The sequence below is a fragment of the Paenibacillus sp. 1-8 genome, assembly GCF_056316205.1.
Map to the genome: position 1 here is coordinate 4,544,009 of NZ_CM149995.1, position 18,992 is coordinate 4,563,000.

Genomic DNA, 18,992 nt, shown 5'->3' on the forward strand with positions numbered 1-18,992 from the left:
AGTGTGACATTTGCGATTGATCTATCCAAATTTTTTCATAAAAAAAGGCTCTCTTTGTTCGGAGACTTTTGCTCCGACATCTGTAAGAGAGACTTCATCAATTTAATCTATGGGAGCCCATCAACTGCCCTCCGTCCCTCCGTTCTTCTGAACCCGATTACGGTAGGAGGAAGGCGACATCCCCGCATATTTTTTGAATTTTCCATGAAAATAATCGGCGTTGGCATATCCGACACGTCCTGCCACCTGATGCACCCTGATTCCCTGTGCAAGCAGTTCCCTCGCCCGCTCGATCCTCACCTTGTCCAGGTAAGCGTTAAAGGCTTCGCCTGTATGACTTTTGAACAATTTGCCCAAATAGCCGCTGTTGTAATTAAACATATCCGCCAACAGCTCCAAGCGCAGGTTCTCATCATAATGGCTGTGAATGAAATCAATCAATTGTTTCATGATCGTTTCTTTACCGCCCGAATCGGTCTGACCAATCCATTGCAGCACATGCTCCAGCGACCGATCCACCAGCTCACCCAAGGTTGAATAAGCATATACATCCGTAATCAAGCGCGAATGCTCCTCCAGCACGGTCCGGCTCTGCTCCTGTCCGGCCGCATACTTGTTCAGCGCCAAGGTAAATATCTGTGCAAACGCCGCCTTGATTGCAGCTTCTGTACGATAGATCTGAGGAAATTGGACCTCCATTTCCTTCAATACACGTATTGCAGCTTCACGATTCGCCATATCCAGTGCGTAGTATAGCTTTTCTGCATAACGCATAGGGTCCGAGGTTTTATCAGTCGTTTCGCACATTCCCTCGTCCGAGGTCTCCAAATCATACAGGTCACGGGTAAGCATCACCCTTTCCGCACGGAACAGGAAAGTACGCTCCAGTAGACGCAGCGCCTGCTCAAAAGAGTTTGGAATATCATGTAGTCTGCCCACCGGATCACCAGCAGCTACGTATATTTCCGTTGTCCACGGCTTTAATGCCTGTCGCCAGGAAGCCAGCAGCCGAACAGCATTTTCTTCTGTTTCCACCGTGGCGGGAAGCAGCAAGCCTGTATATATTCCGGCCTCGAATATAATCCCCCTGCCCTGCTCCTCGCACATTTCCGTTAGCTGCAGCTTTGCTGCTGACTGCCGAGCTTGCCGATCCCAGTCGGGTATCCGCAGATCCAGCAGTACGACCTGATAGCTTCCCCAATCCAAAGCGGGTGGCGCTGGATACTGGTCAGGATGTTCAGGAAACAGCAGGGTTTCGATCCAATCGCGCTCATGGGGAGTCGGGCTCCCCCACTTGCCGTCTTCTTTTTCACTCTCAATGCTTCGCCGTACCCGTTTCAGCTCTGTCGTCATTTCTTCTTCGTCCACAGGCTTCAATAAATAACCATCCACGCCAAAGCCCATCGCCTGCCGTGCATAATCAAAGTCCGCATATCCGCTTAAAATGAGAAAATGAAACGGCTCGCCGTTCATTTCGCGTATGCTCCGTATGACCTCCAGCCCACTCATCCCCGGCATCCGTATATCGACAATGACCAGCTCCGGCCGATGCTCCTTAAATTTATCCAATGCCTCGCGCCCGTTCCCTGCGGTATCTACAATATGGAAGCCGCAGTCATTCCAATCAATAATGGAGGTCAATCCTTCACGAATCGCAGGCTCATCATCCACAATCATCGCTTTATACATTCGACTCCTCCTCCCTGGGTATTGAAAAGGTTACGGTTGTTCCTGCCTGCGGTACGCTCTCAATGTGCAGACCATAACGTTCGCCATACATCAGCGTCAGACGCTGGTGAACATTGCGCAGCCCGATACTGCTCCCTTCCGGCTCATCCGTGCCTGTTATGCGGTCCAGCAGACGGGACAACTGCTCGGTTTCCATGCCAATTCCATCGTCGGCCACTCTTATTTGCAGCTCTCGTAGCTCCATCGAAATATCGACTTTCACAGTAACCGGTTCTTCCTTGTTTTCAAGGCCATGAATAACTGCGTTCTCCACCAGCGGCTGTATAATTAATGGAGGAATGGACATCTCCTCAGCGCTTTCTTCCAAATTCACTTCATAGATCAAACGATTTCCAAACCGGAACTGCTGAATTTGTAAATAGGATCGCACCATATCCAGTTCCTGACGCACTGTCGTTTTACCGCTTCCAATCTCCAAATTCCGCCGCATCAGTCGGCCAAGCAAACGTACCGTTGTTGCAATCTCCGCTTCCCCGTTCAGATGCGCCTTCATTCGGATAGACTCCAGCGCATTGAACAGGAAGTGCGGGTTAATCTGGCTTGCCATCATTTTCAGCTTGATATCCTTTTGTGCCATTTCGAGCCTGTTATTTTTCTCACTCGCTTCATAAACCTGCCCCATTAACTGGCGGATGCTAGCGACCATATAGTTGAAGCGGCGGGACAAATCCCCGATTTCGTCCATTCCCTCCACGCTCGACACGACATGGAAATCCCCCGCAGCCACCTTACCCAACTCATGGCTCAATCGCTGTAGCCGTTTGGTGATCAGCCAGGAAATCATCGTAATCAGAATCAAAGCCATGACCAGCACCGCAAGAACACACAATGCGCCGATCAAGCTGATCCGGTTCGCTCCCTGTACAATATGTTCCGTCGAAAACACCGAGATAATCGTCAATCCGCTCACACTTGAGGCTGGCAGCAGCTCATCCACAATAATGTTCGAGGATTTCCCGTTTATTTTTGCTTCATATATTCCCTTACCCGCACCCTGAACATCAAAGCCCAAATGCAGATCCGCCAAGGTTTGACCCACGGACTGTGTATGGGTAGCCGCGACCACAATTCCGTTACGATCCACAATCAGCGTTTCAAACGGTTCCTTGCTGAGCATATTGTTCAGCTCCGTCTGACTCAGCGCAATCATCAGAACTCCCTTGGTGTTGTATTCCGGAAAGGGAATTTGCCGCACCAGACTCAGCCGGTTTACCGGGTTATCCTCCTTATCCTGAATATAAAACCAGTTAATCGCCGTCCCCTTCAAGGCCGTCTGGAACCACTTCTGCTGCTCAATACCAGAATCTACAGGGATAAATTCCAGATTATTGACAAGCGTCGGATTATACGAATAAAAACGAATGGAAGCAATTTCTCTATACTGCTGTACATACTCATTAAAGTCCTTGTATTGATGATACGCATTCATCAGCTCTACCATGCCCGAATAACGGCGGTTCGTCATCTCCCTCAGCCTTTTATCGAACATCAGCCCATTTGATATATCCGTGGGAACGCGCAATAAATTCGCAGTCTGGCTCTTGATCTTTTCCACATTGTTCACCGTTTGGGCAATTGCACTGCCCAAAGCCTGCTCCCGTAAATAAAAGGTGACACAGCCGCCCACCACCAGCACCGGGATCATGACAATCAGCACGTAGGAGAACAGCAGCTTATTTCGCATACGCATATTATTCATCAGATGCCGAACTCCACGAAACATGCCATCCCCCCGTTAGATAAGCGCTTACATTATTATGTATTCCTTAACTCACCGCATCACGATGTACATGATTCCAGTTTAAAGCTTCGCAACCTCTATATCTATATTTTTTTGCAAAATAAAAATGTGGCGAACAGAGTCACCACACTTTACGGATCATGAACTATTCACGCACAAAAGGTTCAATATGCACACCCTGCGGCAGCTTTTGAGGATCGTCCGGGTTAATATGGTCATAGAACATGATGCCGTCCAAATGGTCCATCTCATGCTGTACCACAATCGCTGCATAACCTTTGAAGGTCAGTATCTCCTGAGTCCCGTCCGGCAAATTGGCCTTAATGCGAATTTTTTCATAACGCGGGACATATCCGGGTATGTAACGATCCACTGACAAGCACCCCTCACCCTGCTCCAAATAAATCATGGACGTCGAGTGACTGACCAGCTTGGGATTAAACAGTGCATACTCTATCGTTTTGTCTCCATCCTGATAATAGACAGCACACATTCTTTTGTTCAGACCCACCTGGTTGGCGGATAGCCCCACACCCGGGCGCAGCTCATAGCGGGTGGCCAGCTCTTCATTTTGGCTATTTTTCAGATAATCCAGCATCCATTGCATCTGTTGAAGATCCTCTTCTCGCAGCGGCAAGTCTACCGGATCAACCTTCGTACGCAAAATCGTTTCCCCTTCACGTACGATATCCTTCGTGAGAAGCATCTCCATCGGTTGATTGCTCATTCATCAGCCTCGATTCATTAATAAATATACTCTCATGTGATCCTGCAAAATATGCGTAAAATCCCCGGTTTTACTGCAAGTTTTATCCCATAAATTATATCTATTCATGAAATGAATTGTCAAAATAAAGCCGCAGTGGAGTGTAAGCTAAACAATATGGCTTTTAAAAGTGAAATACACCTATAGGACTTATACTAAGGGACAAACCGTATCAGATTTGCGTCTGATTGTGACAGGCGGTAGCAATGTGTATAGCAAAATACCTAGCACAATGCCAGCTTGGGAAGTATTCGATTCACAAGTTACAGCTGCAAACCTTCAAATTAAGAACGCTTCAAGTAACACATGGACGGCTCTCACAACAAGCAATGCAACCCCAACCAAATTCCATTGGCCTATTGCTTCCGGAACTTCTACACCGGTACCTTGTCCAAATCCCCAAGATTACATTTTGAGATACTACTTATCTTTCTTCTTCTAAAATTTATGCTTCGTTAAAATAATAATTTCTGTTCATAATTTAAGGACTATAACATCATCAAGGTGGTGTTATAGTCCTGTTTTTTGAACAAAGTGGATTAATTGTTTTCTGAATCTTCATTCCATAATTTATCAAACTCTTCGTCCGTCAATCCATCCTCTTTTATATGAGGAGCATAATAATGTCCATTAGGATCAATAAGATATTTAACCTGCGCCTCTTCATCAGAGATCACAATGGTATACTCATCATCTGCTTCGAATATGGTTGGAATTATACTTACCATCACAAGCCAGACTGGAAGATTGGAATCGTCAAACTGATTATAAAATTTTGCAGCACGTTCCTTTGTACTGTCTATTGTTCCAGAAAGGTTATACTTTCCCTTGTAGTTCTCAGCTATTTGCATTGCTCGTTCTGCTGTAAGATGTTTGTTTATCTTTCCACTCATTATTTTCAAAACCTTTCCAGCCCAGTGGAGGTCATTCCCCGTTTCTTAATTTATAGATATATTTTTGCGAAGAGAGAATTTCACCGTCATTAAATAGCTCTTTATTTTTCATAATTTCATTATAAACGAATTCTTCTCTCTCAAGAGTGCTTTGTTGTAAATAGTTATCCTCCCCTAGTTCCTTCCACTGCTTGGCATGATAGGACTATTGATTACTCATATATAAAAAAAATGCACCCCAAAATTTCATTGGCTGAACCTGTTGGTTCTCTCCAATAACCTATTTTAGGAGTGCATTTTTGAACGAACTTTTAATTCAATTTGTTACACGTTTAAAATCCACCAATCTGTACAAGGGTCTGAATAGGCTGATCATGATTGTGCGTCTGATTGGGTACGGATAAAAAAAACAAAAAGCTACTCGCAACGATTAGCAGTGCCATTTTTTTTAACATTACTTAACCACACCTTTTCAATAAAATTTAAAAACCCTGCTTTAGTTTCAGGAACCGCATAATCCTGAAAATGTAAAAATAAGCCCATACAATTTATAAAATATGTCTCGTTATTTAGTATATTCGCTTTTACCATTGCATTCATCAAATATTTAAAACCATCACTGTACACACCTTGATGTAAATAGTAATGGGCCATTTCGTAACCAAACCATACAAAATAGTCCGGTATCACTTGTTGGGTATATATATCTGTAGAAGCTGGGAGTTGAGAAAAAGAATTAATGTCCGTTTCAAAACGTAAAAGGACATCATCCACATCTATTCCATATCGGTTAGCTGCTATCATAACGTTCAACAGCTTTGAGAGCTTCTCATTATTGTTGGCGATTGATGTTACTGTTATATATTCAACGTACTCTGAAAGCACACTCGTATCTCCAGACAGGAGCTTATTTACATACGTATTTCCTTCTGCCCAATCTTTGAACAAGTTAACCCAGTGTTGGGTATCCTCATCAATCTCTTTGACCCAATCCAAATTAGCGTAGGCGTATGTATATTGTAGAGCTTGCTCATAATCGCCTTGGGCTTCACAAACACTGGCACACAGTAAGTCGGCATAAGCAATATATCCAAATAACGGCCCCCTGGTTTCCTTTTTATGCTCCCTGCTCTTTCGATTCTTTTGTTGATGCTTCATTGAATATTGGATTTCCGCTTTATCTCTCATTTTTTTTGCCATTTCATCAACCTTGTCCCATTGACGCAAAGACCTGTACACGTTCGCCAAGTCCTTCAATGCGTCAAGCTGGTCTATTTCATCTAGGCGCTCAACAAAAGCTTCAAATATCGTAGCTGCCTTGAGATTTTGGCGTTGATCGTCTCCAACCTGAATTGTGAATATACGATAATGGCAGATTGCCAAACGTTCCGAATGTTGGTATTTTTCCGCTTCTGCTACACCTTCATAGAGTAGTAATGCAGCGACATGTCGTCCTTGTGCTAATAGCGCCTCTGCAATGTCAAACAGTTTGGGCGAATAGAGTAGATTGTCCATGATGGCTTCCGCCACTCGACGAATCGAGTCAAACTTGTCCAACTCCGCACAGCGATACAAAAATGGCTCGATCCGCCTCATATTCGGGGGAATGTCGATGATGTAGTTTTCTATAAATAAGTCGTAAAAGTAGCCTTCCGGTAAACCCATAGCCTCAGTAATGCAATCTAACTGGTTAGCGGACATAGACTTATTACCTGTCACAATACCACTTACTATCCCCCTATTAATGCCTGCAATATATCCAAATTGCGTTAGACTCAAACCCTCTTGTTTTAAGTATCTGTCTAATTCTGCGCGTATCGTGGGTGTGATTTTCATGGATAAGCCACCCTTTCAGCATAAAATCGTTATTATAGTTAAATAAATTATGTAGTTGAGAAACAAGTAGTAAAATACATTTGTTTTATCGCTCATAATTGTACCATTTTTTAGAATAAAATCATATACCTCTCATATATTTACTTAAGATACCTTTTCGGATAGTTTTCAAAGATTTCTTGATTAAGGGTATCATCATGTAGCCAAGAAAGAACGAGCGATCATACCATTAAATATGAATAGCCTTAATTATTCACAAGCTTAACTCTTAACTATCCTTATTAATTCAGCACCAAGCAAAAATCTCCTATACCAATGAAATGGTCAGGAGATTTTTGCCGTTATCATACCTTTAGAATTAATCATACGTATCTTTTCTTACTATTAAGACGGCTGCTCCAGTGCATCGGGTGTATCGCTGAACAGCTTCGCCTTGGGATTAGGCTGTGTCCAGGTGTTATAATATTGCGAGTTTTTGCCGTACGAATTATCAATGACCACATGCGGCATATCGAGCAGGCAGGCCAGGATATGACCGTGCAGCCGTGAGGTGCGAACCTCGCGGTAAGAGCTGAACAGCGTAACCGCTTTGTTCATGAGGTGGTCAGTATACTTGTACCAAAAAGTACGCGTAGGCAGCGGACCGCCGATTTTCTTGTCCAGACGGTAAAACTTCTGGAAGTAGACGATCCCTTTCACTTCCAGCGGAGTGAACAGAGTGTCCCAGTCCAGACGGTGGGCCGCATCGGCCTCGTCGTCGAATTGCTTTTGCCCCCCTACGGTTTCAATATCCGTACGCAGGAAGTACAGTACGTCCTTGACCGTTTCCGTAGTCGGCTTCAACGGCCAGAGTTGGTGCGCCATGTCCGGGCATAGCGTGATGCTGCACTGATTCAGCTTTTCCTTGGCCCACTGATATGAACGTGTATCCCGCACAAACATATGTAGATCCGGATGAGCATTGAACAGCGCAGCGATCTCATTCCCCTTCTGCTCAGATTGAAAATGGATCGTCTGCGGCATGATTACAATACGGTGGTTCGGAAAATCCCGCACGATGCGTTCCCGCAGATTTTGGTGATTTGAATATAAATCGCCGAAATTACCGCCTCCGTGACACACGATAATCCAGTCGCCCGGAATTTGAAGCTGATCGGGAATATCCATAGCACTGTAACGGGCACGAACACGGATACTGTTATCCTTGAAGAACGCCTCGGTGCCTTTCATGATGAGTACATCCCCACCGTTGTTATAAACGGGATAGTCGACATAAATGATATTCGAACCTTGGGGGACTACGTCGAGAATGACGCTCAGCTTATTTTTCAGTTTAGCCATGGGATGCGAATTCGGCATCTTTCAGTTCTCCCTTCCTGCGCTTCTTTTGTATGGTCTGAATGACAAATGTGATATCACTTTTATCAAAAATGATCCGTGATAACGGAACATCGAAAAACATCGGGAATGAAAACAGCGAGAATGCCAACCGTACACAAGCGCCTACAAGCAAAGCAATGGCAATGCCGTCCAGACCGAAGATCGGGGTACACATAAAGAACAGCCCAACGGTAATGGCATATGCCACAATTTGCCGGAACAGTACCAGCCCCGGACGTCCCAGCGCGTTAAAGGCCGAAGCCAAAATCCATGATCCGCCACCGATGATACATTCCAGTGACAGCAGGTAGAACGTTAGCGATGCTTCCAGAAAAGCGGGGCCATACAGCAGACCCAGCATGTATCGTCCAATGAACAAAGCAGGCACGATGACGATCAGCATTGCAGCCATGGAGATGCGAAAAGCACGTCCAACCGTTTCGACAATCTTGCTGTGCTCCATCCCCGTCACCTTCGGAAAGGTTACATTCGTGACGGCATTTTGCACCACATTGAACACACGAGACAAGGCGTAGACGACAGAGTACAGGCCGAACGCTTTGGGTGACAGCAGCGCCACAATGACGATTTTGTCCGTTTGTGTGGACAGCGTCCCCATCAATTCCATCCCGTAGACTCTCGCTCCATAGCTATAATAAGGACGGAGCACCTGGCGGCTGGTGAACGGGCGAAAAGTACGTAAATTCATATGCTTGCGCAAACGAAGGAACGCCCATACCAGCGCAAGGAAACTCGCGGCAAAATTCACGGCCCCCGCCAGCTGCACATTGAGCAGCCCCATCAGCCACAGCGTCACCAGACCGATGAAGTTCAGCAGCGGATAATAAAACAGCAGGCCGTTATATACGCTAAACCGATCCAGTCCTTGCGACAATGCTGTTGTCAGCGCCGTAAGCACCGCCAACGGTATCGCAGCCGCACAATAGAGCTGTGACAGGTGGACGATATCCGCACCATAGCCATTCAGCCACAGCGGCATGCATATCCACGCTACAGCTCCCGCCAGCAAGCTGGCAGGCAACTGAATCCACAGCGACAGCGCCACCAGCTCCTCTGTCGTGCCTGTTTTCTTCTTGAGGTTATAAATCAGCGACGTTGGCAAGCCGAAGCTCAGCACGCTACCGATCAGCGTAGGCCAGAACAGAACCGCCGCCAGTTCCCCTTTCCCCTCTACTCCGAGCATACGTGCGGTCAGGATGGAAGTCAGGGTCGTGACGATCAGCACGAAAAAATTGTTAAAGCTCGTACGCATGATCGTTTTGGCGAGACTGTCACCCGTGAATGCTTTCCTTGCTGCTGTCCATGTGCTCATGTTACGTCCAACTCCTGTTCCTTATTAAGCCTCTCGTCTCTATGTTCACATCGCGCTCCTGCCGCACCTCCATCAGCCTACCGTTTTTTTGGAATTGCGTTCAGGTAGCTGACCTCCGCCAACAGGCTCCTTCGGACCTGAAAAGATCGCCTTCAGCGCTTTTCTGTAGCCTTGAATGGCAGTATAATTTTTCTTGGGCTTCTCTCTCAAAATTTGATACAGTGTCGTCCAATACAACGCTGCATAACCGATCGGCCCAGATCGCTCGTCCCGCAGTAGATGAATATGATTCATCACCCGCATATAAGTCACCTGCTCCATATTGTCGCGCGAGGACGGCGATTCGTGGTGAAGCAGCGTAAGCGCCGGGTTAATGTACAGCGGGCCGCTTTTCATGGCAATGCGCGACAGTAACAGGTCTTCCCCTACGCTATAGCTTTGCAGCCAAGGTACCGGCTCCAGACTGCGAATCGCCTCACGACGAAACGACATATTACAGCCGTGGAAAAACTCGGTTCGAAACGTCCTTTTCGCCTTGTGCCAGTTGTACATCGAGCCGGACTGACCGCTGAGGGACAGCTTTCCTTTGGACAAGGACTGTTGGAATGACAGCAGGCAACGAATGGTTCCCATGAAGCTGTTGCTCATGCCCTGTGCAATGCCACCGACACCAGCGGCCTGCGGATAAGCCTCATAGGTGCGTATCAGCTCGTTCAAATAGTTGTTCGGCAGCTCAACATCATCGTCAAGGAACAAAATGATATCGCCCTGCGCCAGCTCCACCGTTTTTACACGTGAAAGCCATAAGCCCGGCTGCTCCTTGCGATGGTATCGGTAGGTAATCCCCGCTCTGCCCAATTGACGCTCATAGCGTTCCAGCACATGCCTCGGCAGTTCTCCATCATCAATAATCCACAGCTCGGTTTCACATGCCTCCGGTGCCCCACCAATAGCAATTGAATTGATGCATCGGGTCAGATCGTCAACCCGATTTCGGGTGCACAGGGCAATGGACAAGCTCAACATCATACTCCCCCTTTATCCTGAAAATATATGAAGCCACAAGCTGCCCGCTTTTCGCAGACTGCACGTTTACAACAGATTTCTGATTACTGAACCGCCGGGCCTAAATATTCGTTATATTTTTGCTTGCGCGGGTTCAGAATGAACAGCACCCCCTGCTTGTATCCTTCTGCGGCATTAAAGTTACGGCGCAGTATTTCCTTGAACATCAGGTAGGACAAGGTCCATAAAAGCGCTCCGTACTGGATGGCTCCCGCCTTTTTCAGAGCAAGAAAATAATAGTGATTGATCGCTGTAGCCTTGGCTACTTTGCCCGCCTTATCGCGCGAGCTTGAAGATTCGTGATGAATGATCGTCAAGTCGGGATTGATAACCAGCTTGCCGTAACGGCTCGCCAACTGGCACATGTACAAATCGTCAGCCACGGCATAGCTGGTCATCCACGGATACGGCTTCATATCCCGAAGCGCATCCCGCCGGAATGACATGTTGCAGCCATGAAAAAATTCCGTATCAAAAACCTCCGTCGCTTCTCCCCAGCGCAGCAATGAACCTGCCAGGCTACTGGGCGAAAGCTTGCCGAGAGACGGAGACATCTGAAATGTCAAAATGCCCAGCAGCTTCCCTGCCCGGCTCGAATGTAGTCCCTTTGCAATCCCTCCAACACCCACAATCGTTTCATCCTGATCATAGGTATCGAGCAAGCGCCGGATATAGAGTTTATCGTCCAGTTCGGCATCATCGTCAAAATACAGCACGATATCATACCGTACGAGAGATAACGCTTCATAGCGGGACAACCAAACGCCGGGACGACTTTTTTTATGATACTTCAAAACGCCTTGAGGCAAGCCGGATACCATGTCACGGTACAGCTCGACCTGTTGGTCGGAAATATCGCCGTCATCCACAATCAGCAGCTCTACAGCCGTATGCTCCAGTTGCTGCTGTCCTGCAATAGATTGTATACAGCGTGTCAGATCTTCGATCCGATTGCGGGTACAAATGATGATGGAGACATCGGACATGCCATTACCTCCTGTGTGTATCCAGATGCTTTGGAAGAGATATTCAAAATTTTTCCAATTGCTGGATGATATATGTTTATTGTATCTTTGACAGCGTTTGAGTGTATATACCTCTTTTGTATACTTTTTCAGTCTCCAAAAGGGTAGACAATACTCGAAAAAGGGCAAAAAAATAGGATCGGCTTCTAGCGCCAATCCTGTCTACCCTCGAAAGTCCAGAAACAACGTCGCATTCACATACCTGCGTGCCATGGACAAAAAATAACTATTTTGCACCGATACCGCAGCTACCAGCAATGTATTCCGAACGGCTTGACACTGGTTAGGGGTCAAATGCTGCAAACGGCTGGTGTATTGATCGGCCGCCTGAATCAGCAATTCCTCGGTCGCACCTTCCTGACGCTGCTGCCCTGTAGCGGAATTCCCGTTTTCTTTGGCAAGCCTGGCTCCTGCCACATCCAGCAGCTGATCTCCATTCGCATCCAACTCCTCAAACAAGGTTGAATAAGCAGCGTACAAATCGACCGGCTGAATTAGATCATCCGTATCATCCTCCGGCTGTTGGAACAGGATATGAAATAGCTGACGGATGGATTCAAAATCTAGACACGATTTCAAATCCTCCACAATGAGCAGCAGTGCAGCCTGGTTGACTGAATATTTTTTACCGATCTTCGGCGATCCGAGAAATTCCTTGAAGTCACGTTTGACCCAATTCTGCATAGAGGCCAATGAAACATGGCTATACTCGACCAGTTGGCCGAGAGAAACGATTTCCTGTAGCGAAAAAGCTGCGCTGTGTTTGCCCTTGATAATTTTATCCAGCACAGGCGTTACCTCAGTATACATAAATGTCGGCATCGTGCTGCCGGGACGGCCCGAATGGATATGGGTGCGTCTCCAGGCATCCTGAAGAACGGCCAACGGCTGCAATTCGCGGCGACCTTCCATCGCCAGCAGCAAATGGGCCATATCACGGCGTGTGAGGGTAAAAGACTCCATCTGCTTTCCTCCCTTTAAACCATTTCAAGTTCATTTGAACTCATCATACGCCCATAAACTAGGCTTGTAAAGTAAAGCAATGAGCCGTGCGGGTTCTGTTTTGCCTTATTTTCCGTACAAATTGAAGGCAGGTGACCTGCTATGATTGGATATGCACCTTGTATATTTGCTTTTAAGTTCTTAAAATAAGTTCAAGTGAACTTAAAATGGAGTTCATTAAAAATTGAACGAAAAAGGGATGAGTGAAAATTATATGGGTATAGGTGTCAGTCTATTTTTGTTCGCGGTGTTGATTATATTTAGTGCTTTCTTCGTGGCTACCGAGTTTGCGATTATTAAAATCCGTTCCAGCCGGGTCGATCAGCTGGTCGTGGAAAATCGGAAAAACGCACTGGCGCTACAAAAGGTCGTCAATAATCTAGACGGCTACCTGTCCGCCTGTCAGCTTGGTATTACGATTACAGCGTTGGGACTCGGCTGGCTCGGTGAACCGACCGTGGTCAAATTGCTGGAGCCTCTCTTTCAACAGCTCAACATCAATGGAGAATTTTCACATATCCTGGCCTTTATTATTTCATTTGTCATTGTAACTTACCTGCACGTGGTGATCGGTGAACTGGCTCCCAAAACGCTGGCGATCCGCAAAGCGGAAGCAGTAAGCTTGTTGACCTCCCCGGTCATCGTATGGTTTAACCGGATTATGTATCCGTTTATCTGGCTCCTGAATGGCTCGGCCAACCGTCTGGTTCGTTTGTTTGGTCTTCAACCGGCAAGCGAGCATGAGGAAGCGCACTCTCAGGAGGAAATTCAGATCATTTTGTCCGAAAGCGTGGAAAGTGGTAAGATCAATAACACCGAATATGGCTACGTGAATCGTATCTTTGCTTTTGACGAGACCGTTGCCAAAGAAATTATGGTGCCACGTACAGATATGGTATGCTTGTTTACGAATCGCTCGCTGAAAGAAAACATGCTAACCATTCACGAAGAGCAGTATACCCGTTTTCCGGTGGCGACAGAGAGCAAGGATCAGATTATCGGTATGATTAATACCAAGCAATTGTTCCTTGAGTATGACTGCAACCCTGAGCTTGATTTCCATACTCTGATTCAACCGATCCTGACCGTTCCGGAGGTTATACCCGTCAACACGCTGCTCAAACGCATGCAGAAGGAGCAGGTTCATATCGCCCTTCTCGTCGATGAATACGGCGGAACCTCCGGTCTGATTACCATAGAGGACATTTTGGAGGAAATTGTTGGCGAAATCCGAGACGAATTTGACAAGGATGAACGGAAGGAAATCGAGAAATTGACGGAGAACAGTTATTTGATGGATGGCAAGGTGATGCTTTCCGATCTGAGTGATCTGACTGGCTTGACGTTGGACGATGAGGACGTGGATACTGTCGGAGGGTGGGTGTATAGTCGGGTTCCGGAACCGAGACAGGGCAAGGAATTCATAGAAGATGATGTGAAATTTATCATTCGTGAAATGGGTAAAAATCGTATTCGACGGGTGGAGATTATTCTACACAATGAATCTCCTGTATCTGAATTGGAAGCGGAATCGGACACTTCTTCCCGGGAGTGAACCGCTGTGACCTGAGCGGCTTGCACTGTGCACTTGACACTTGCGTTCACTCCTACTGAAATGACATACTTCCAGGGCAAACGGCTTAGGGCGTTTGCCCTGCACGCGTGTAAGGAGGAACTAATAAAGTGGATATTTTATCATCTATTATTATGGGCATTATTGAAGGGCTGACAGAGTTTTTGCCGGTCTCTTCGACGGGTCATATGATCCTGACGGCTGATCTTCTCGGGTTAAACACGGAGAATGATACAGTCAAAACGTTCGAGGTTATTGTGCAGTTGGGTGCTGTGCTGGCGGTTGTCGTATTGTACTGGCGCAGGTTCCTGAGCTTATTTGATTTCAGACGCAGAATCTCGTCCCAGCCGCGCCTGAACCTGCTACATATTATTTTGGCCATGATCCCTGCGGGTGTGATTGGCGTGCTATTCCGTGATGTAATCAAGCAATACCTGTTTGGCCCTCAAACTGTTCTGTACAGTCTGATCATCGGAGGCTTGCTAATGATCGCGGCTGAAAAATTCCATCCGCCCATTAAATCGCATACGGTGGATGACATTACGTATAAGCAGGCTTTTACGATTGGCTTGTTCCAGGTCCTGGCTTTATGGCCGGGCTTCTCCCGTTCAGGCTCAACTATGTCCGGGGGCCTATTCGCCCGTGTAAGCCATACAGCAGCCGCTGAATTTACATTTTTAGTATCTGTTCCGGTCATGCTGGGCGCATCGGGTATTGATATGATCAAAAGCATGGACCATCTGTCTATGAGCGATTTTCCGGTGTTCGCGGCAGGCTTTATCACTGCCTTTATCGTTGGAATGCTGGCGATCAAAACGTTCCTCGGTCTGCTCAAACGCTTGAGCCTGACTTCATTCGCCATCTACCGCTTCGTATTGGCGGCTGTGTTCTTCTTCATTATTTTGTAAGCTGTTGTTTGTTGCCGCAAAGCCTTCATGCTTTTCAGCAACAAGAGTTCGTTTCGTATGACAAAAAAAGGGACATCCCATGAGCGTGATTCGTCAGCCATGGGATATCCCTTTTTCTATTTTACCGAAATGAAAGATACGTTTGATTCAATCCCTTGAATCGTACGACTTTGACTATAGTTTCGATTATTGTTTTGATTCCAACGTGGTCAGGTATTCGGAAATTTGTGCTGGCGTCTTGGCATATTTGCTGTGCAAATGAGCAATTTTTTCGCCGTTACGGAAAACGAGCAGACTCGGAATACCGCGTACCTGATTTTCTTCGGCAATCGGCTGGAATTTCTCAGCATCAAGCGCAAAGAAACGCTTATCCGCATTTTCCTCAATAATGCCACCCATGAATTTGTCCAGTGTCTTGCAATCCGGACACCAGGTTGCATCAAATTTTACGACAGTCAAGCCGTCACCATTAATCAAATCCTGATACTGCTGCTGTGATTCGATACGTTCCATTTGTTGATTCCTCCTAGTGTATATTTTTGAACGTCTCCATACTCAAATATGGATTATAAACCTAAGCCTATTCTTATATTGTAATGATTCTTTCATATATTGCAACTATAGCGAGTACACGTTCGAAAGTATGACCCAATTTATCGGCTGGCAAATCGCATTTCCGACCGTGTGACAAAGATTCCCCTCTGCCCTACCTGTACTCATATCAGCGGTATTGCGCATCATAGCGGTTGGCCCGGCTCATTTGCTGTAGCGCTTCCCGCTCCTGCCTGGATAACGGCGGAATACTGGCTACTGCGATATTATGCTCCAATTGCCCCAGTGAGCTTGCACCCGGAATGACAGCAGCGACAGCCGGGTGAGACAGGCTATAACGGATTGCCGTCTGCCCCATGCTGCGCTCTGTACCCGTAAATGCCTTCAGTTGCTTACGTATGTCCAGCAGCTCTGCCTCTTCGTAGTCCAGATAGCCCTTGGCTACCTTGCCTTCTCCTTCGTCGGTCAATACGCCGCTGGCGACAGGCCCGCGTGCAATGACGCTGATTCCCCGCTCCTGAAGTAATGACAGTACCTCTTCCTCTGCCCGACGGTCCAGCAAGCTATATTGATTCATGACGCTGACGATATTCGAGCGCTCGACATATTCACGGATGACGTGAGGACGAATCGAGGAAATGCCATAATAACGGATGACCCCCTCTCTTTTGAGCTGTTCAAAAGCCTCAATCGTTTCGTCGATGGGATCGTCAATCGTCCCACCGTGAAGCTGATACAGGTCGATATAGTCCGTTCCCAGGCGACGCAGGCTTTCTTTGACTGCAGACAGAATATATTCCTTGGACGGGTCCCATCCCCCGCCCTCTTGGCCCGGGATACGCCGATTACCGACCTTGGTCGCCAAAACGACATCTTGTCGCCGTCCACGGATCGCTGCACCCACAATTTCCTCATTACGCCCGTGTTGGTACAAATCCGCTGTATCCAGCAGGTTCACGCCCCGATCCAGCGCTTCATGGATCAGGTAGACACCTTGCTGTTCCTCCGTACCGACCGACATACAGCCCAAGCCAATCTCGCCTACCAGCAAATCCGAAGACCCCAGACGATTTTTCTTCATTTATGCTCCCCTCACTTCCAATAACGTATAACTTTAAATTTTTAATATTTCTCTATTATACGAAAAAAGTATACAAAAAAAACAACCCCAAGTATTCTAACCGTCTGAAAAATAACGGTTGCAAAAGCAATGGAGCCACCTGTCAGAATGAAGGCTGCGATCTTTTTTAATCGTCGAGGCAGCGCGTAATGACAGGTATGTTCTCCTAAAATACCATTGAAATAACCCTAGACTTCCCTATTGTAAAAATCAGCCTTTTTTTAGAATAGGATGCCAGCTTTTTATTATTTCAGTAATACCTTCACTCTTTTTATGAAGAGTTTCCGAACAGTCCAGGTAGACATTGAGCAATTAAGAGCAATATCCTGTAAACTGGAAATAGGATATTCCTATAATCCTCTTTAACGTTTTACTTTCGCTGCTTTCTAAAAAACCGATCCTAGTCGAACGCTTATCAAAAAACAGGAGGTAAATAATGAATTATATATTAATTGTCGAGGATGATATCGCATTGAGTAATGGTATTGTTCTTGCTCTTAAAGAACCTAACAACGTATTTGTGCAAACGTATGACATTGCTGCTGCAAAAGAACAATTGAACATCACTGCTTTTGATTTAATCATCCTTGATATTAATTTACCAGATGGGAACGGGCTTGATCTTTTAACAGATATACGAAAAAAAACAACTATACCCGTCATCGTTCTGACTGCGAATGATATGGAAACAGATGTCGTCACTGGTTTTGAGCTGGGTGCTGACGACTATATCACCAAACCCTTCAGTCTTATGGTACTGAGAGCAAGAGTTGGTGTTCAGCTAAAGAAATCCAGATACTCGTTTGCAGACTCCATTCAGCTAGACAATTTTTCTTTTTCATTCGAGAGGATGGAATTTATTAAAAATGGTACACCTATTGAACTAAGTAAAACGGAGCAAAAATTGTTGCGCATCCTAATCAACAATCGAAGAAATACCGTTTCGCGTGATCATTTGATAGACAGTATCTGGATTGACGGAGCTGAGTATGTAGGTGAAAATGCCTTGTCGGTTACGATAAAAAGGCTACGGGATAAATTGGAGGATCATCCTTCCTCCCCACAATATATTAAAACGGTTTATGGGCTGGGCTACACATGGGCGTTGAAATGACAACACTCCTATATATATGTATTGGAATTGCCGTTGTTGCTGTATGCACCGCTGTGTGTGCTATTATGCTGTATCGCAGGAGCATCCAAAAAACAATGAAAACTATTGAGAACATGCTGGATACCGCGATAAACGGCAGCTTCTCAGAGGATGTCTTTGATGAATCCGTTCTATCAGCAATAGAAGCGAAATTTGCGAAATTTCTTTCTATTTGCTCCGTGTCTTCCAAAAATCTGCTTACTGAAAAGAATAAAATAAATGAGCTGATTTCCGATATTTCACACCAAACGAAAACACCAGTGGCCAACATCCTGCTTTATTCACAACTACTTAGCGAATACGAACTACCGCAAGATACCTCCACTTGTGTGCAAGCTCTCTCTGCACAGGCCGAAAAGCTTAACTTCCTGATCCATGCATTAGTGAAAACTTCGCGCCTTGAAACGGGGATTATCACAGTATCGCCAAGGCGGGAATCTGTTCAAAAGCTGCTTAATGCTGCACTGGAGCAAATTATGCCAAAAGCAGATGCCAAAGGGATCTCAGTTGTTATGGAGGATACAGTCATCCATGCTTATTTTGACCTAAAGTGGACGAATGAGGCTGTCTATAACATTATGGATAACGCCATAAAATATACAGAGACAGGCGGAAGCATGAATATAAAAGTGATGGCATACGATTTGTTTTGCCGAATTGATATTACCGACAACGGCATAGGGATTGCAGAAGAAGAACAAGGGAAGATCTTTACCCGCTTCTATCGCTCCCCCACTGTTAACTCGCAGGAGGGTGTAGGTATTGGACTGTTTTTAGCTAGAGAAATCATCGCTGCGGAGGGTGGTTACATCAAGGTACGGTCACACTACGGCAGTGGTTCTACCTTCTCTATTTTTCTTTCTATAGACACTTAATTCTTTCAATACTGTTAGATT

The 18,992-nt window shown here is 46.1% G+C and carries 16 protein-coding genes and 1 pseudogene; 4 read left to right on the plus strand and 13 right to left on the minus strand.

The window, feature by feature from the left end:
* Nucleotides 1-120 precede the first annotated feature (120 nt).
* From AC0WRU_RS21020 to AC0WRU_RS21070, 11 genes and pseudogenes are all read right to left on the minus strand, one after another.
* Nucleotides 121-1,689: a response regulator gene (locus tag AC0WRU_RS21020; protein ID WP_476126190.1), complete on the minus strand. Its 1,569-nt coding sequence runs from the start codon at nt 1,687-1,689 to the stop codon at nt 121-123.
* On the minus strand, nt 1,682-3,472 hold the full coding sequence (locus AC0WRU_RS21025; RefSeq protein ID WP_476126192.1) for a sensor histidine kinase: 1,791 nt from the start codon (nt 3,470-3,472) through the stop codon (nt 1,682-1,684). The genes AC0WRU_RS21020 and AC0WRU_RS21025 overlap by 8 nt, the downstream gene beginning before the upstream one ends.
* 163 nt (nt 3,473-3,635) lie before the next feature.
* On the minus strand, nt 3,636-4,217 hold the full coding sequence (gene def / locus AC0WRU_RS21030; protein ID WP_476126193.1) for a peptide deformylase: 582 nt from the start codon (nt 4,215-4,217) through the stop codon (nt 3,636-3,638).
* Nucleotides 4,218-4,795: 578 nt separating this feature from the next.
* On the minus strand, nt 4,796-5,149 hold the full coding sequence (locus AC0WRU_RS21035) for a hypothetical protein (protein WP_476126194.1): 354 nt from the start codon (nt 5,147-5,149) through the stop codon (nt 4,796-4,798).
* 31 nt (nt 5,150-5,180) lie between these two features.
* Nucleotides 5,181-5,342: pseudogene (locus AC0WRU_RS21040) on the minus strand (zincin-like metallopeptidase toxin domain-containing protein); the annotation flags it as partial.
* A 224-nt stretch (nt 5,343-5,566) separates the two neighbouring features.
* Nucleotides 5,567-6,985, minus strand: a complete 1,419-nt coding sequence (locus AC0WRU_RS21045) for a helix-turn-helix domain-containing protein (protein WP_476126195.1) — start codon at nt 6,983-6,985, stop codon at nt 5,567-5,569.
* A gap of 384 nt (nt 6,986-7,369) precedes the next feature.
* Nucleotides 7,370-8,344 (minus strand): polysaccharide pyruvyl transferase family protein, encoded by a 975-nt coding sequence (locus tag AC0WRU_RS21050; RefSeq protein ID WP_476126196.1) that lies wholly within the window; start codon nt 8,342-8,344, stop codon nt 7,370-7,372.
* Nucleotides 8,319-9,698 carry a lipopolysaccharide biosynthesis protein gene (locus AC0WRU_RS21055; RefSeq protein ID WP_476126197.1) on the minus strand — a complete coding sequence of 460 codons (1,380 nt, stop codon included), beginning with the start codon at nt 9,696-9,698 and terminating at the stop codon, nt 8,319-8,321. The genes AC0WRU_RS21050 and AC0WRU_RS21055 overlap by 26 nt, the downstream gene beginning before the upstream one ends.
* Before the next feature lie 72 nt (nt 9,699-9,770).
* On the minus strand, nt 9,771-10,724 hold the full coding sequence (locus tag AC0WRU_RS21060; protein WP_476128693.1) for a glycosyltransferase family 2 protein: 954 nt from the start codon (nt 10,722-10,724) through the stop codon (nt 9,771-9,773).
* Nucleotides 10,725-10,807: 83 nt separating this feature from the next.
* Nucleotides 10,808-11,749, minus strand: a complete 942-nt coding sequence (locus AC0WRU_RS21065) for a glycosyltransferase family 2 protein (RefSeq protein ID WP_044644529.1) — start codon at nt 11,747-11,749, stop codon at nt 10,808-10,810.
* A gap of 201 nt (nt 11,750-11,950) precedes the next feature.
* Entirely contained in the window at nt 11,951-12,751 is an 801-nt protein-coding gene (locus tag AC0WRU_RS21070; RefSeq protein ID WP_476126198.1) for a DUF1836 domain-containing protein, read from the minus strand.
* 223 nt (nt 12,752-12,974) lie between these two features.
* On the opposite strand from AC0WRU_RS21070, the gene AC0WRU_RS21075 reads away from it, so the two are divergent.
* Nucleotides 12,975-14,345 (plus strand): hemolysin family protein, encoded by a 1,371-nt coding sequence (locus tag AC0WRU_RS21075; RefSeq protein WP_476126199.1) that lies wholly within the window; start codon nt 12,975-12,977, stop codon nt 14,343-14,345.
* A gap of 128 nt (nt 14,346-14,473) precedes the next feature.
* A complete protein-coding gene (gene bacA / locus AC0WRU_RS21080) occupies nt 14,474-15,271 on the plus strand; it encodes an undecaprenyl-diphosphate phosphatase (protein ID WP_476126200.1) in 798 nt (265 codons plus the stop codon).
* A 186-nt stretch (nt 15,272-15,457) separates the two neighbouring features.
* Here the strand turns inward: bacA and AC0WRU_RS21085 are convergent, their stop codons facing one another.
* Both AC0WRU_RS21085 and AC0WRU_RS21090 read right to left on the minus strand, forming a co-directional pair.
* Nucleotides 15,458-15,784, minus strand: a complete 327-nt coding sequence (locus tag AC0WRU_RS21085) for a thioredoxin family protein (RefSeq protein WP_025684125.1) — start codon at nt 15,782-15,784, stop codon at nt 15,458-15,460.
* Between the two features lie 208 nt (nt 15,785-15,992).
* Complete coding sequence (locus tag AC0WRU_RS21090) at nt 15,993-16,904, minus strand: aldo/keto reductase (RefSeq protein WP_476126201.1); 912 nt, start codon at nt 16,902-16,904, stop codon at nt 15,993-15,995.
* 475 nt (nt 16,905-17,379) lie between these two features.
* Between AC0WRU_RS21090 and AC0WRU_RS21095 the strand changes: the two genes are divergently transcribed.
* Complete coding sequence (locus tag AC0WRU_RS21095) at nt 17,380-18,057, plus strand: response regulator transcription factor (RefSeq protein WP_476126202.1); 678 nt, start codon at nt 17,380-17,382, stop codon at nt 18,055-18,057.
* Nucleotides 18,054-18,971 (plus strand): sensor histidine kinase, encoded by a 918-nt coding sequence (locus AC0WRU_RS21100; protein ID WP_476128694.1) that lies wholly within the window; start codon nt 18,054-18,056, stop codon nt 18,969-18,971. Before AC0WRU_RS21095 ends, AC0WRU_RS21100 begins: the two co-directional genes overlap by 4 nt.
* The last annotated feature ends 21 nt before the right edge of the window (nt 18,972-18,992 follow it).

Coding starts and splice junctions, on each gene's coding strand:
- AC0WRU_RS21020 (WP_476126190.1), bottom strand. CDS start 1,689: ATGTATAAAGCGATGATTGTGGATGATGAGCCTGCGATTCGTGAAGGA.
- AC0WRU_RS21025 (WP_476126192.1), bottom strand. CDS start 3,472: ATGTTTCGTGGAGTTCGGCATCTGATGAATAATATGCGTATGCGAAAT.
- def (WP_476126193.1), bottom strand. CDS start 4,217: ATGAGCAATCAACCGATGGAGATGCTTCTCACGAAGGATATCGTACGT.
- AC0WRU_RS21035 (WP_476126194.1), bottom strand. CDS start 5,149: ATGAGTGGAAAGATAAACAAACATCTTACAGCAGAACGAGCAATGCAA.
- AC0WRU_RS21045 (WP_476126195.1), bottom strand. CDS start 6,985: ATGAAAATCACACCCACGATACGCGCAGAATTAGACAGATACTTAAAA.
- AC0WRU_RS21050 (WP_476126196.1), bottom strand. CDS start 8,344: ATGCCGAATTCGCATCCCATGGCTAAACTGAAAAATAAGCTGAGCGTC.
- AC0WRU_RS21055 (WP_476126197.1), bottom strand. CDS start 9,698: ATGAGCACATGGACAGCAGCAAGGAAAGCATTCACGGGTGACAGTCTC.
- AC0WRU_RS21060 (WP_476128693.1), bottom strand. CDS start 10,724: ATGTTGAGCTTGTCCATTGCCCTGTGCACCCGAAATCGGGTTGACGAT.
- AC0WRU_RS21065 (WP_044644529.1), bottom strand. CDS start 11,749: ATGTCCGATGTCTCCATCATCATTTGTACCCGCAATCGGATCGAAGAT.
- AC0WRU_RS21070 (WP_476126198.1), bottom strand. CDS start 12,751: ATGGAGTCTTTTACCCTCACACGCCGTGATATGGCCCATTTGCTGCTG.
- AC0WRU_RS21085 (WP_025684125.1), bottom strand. CDS start 15,784: ATGGAACGTATCGAATCACAGCAGCAGTATCAGGATTTGATTAATGGT.
- AC0WRU_RS21090 (WP_476126201.1), bottom strand. CDS start 16,904: ATGAAGAAAAATCGTCTGGGGTCTTCGGATTTGCTGGTAGGCGAGATT.
- AC0WRU_RS21095 (WP_476126202.1), top strand. CDS start 17,380: ATGAATTATATATTAATTGTCGAGGATGATATCGCATTGAGTAATGGT.
- AC0WRU_RS21100 (WP_476128694.1), top strand. CDS start 18,054: ATGACAACACTCCTATATATATGTATTGGAATTGCCGTTGTTGCTGTA.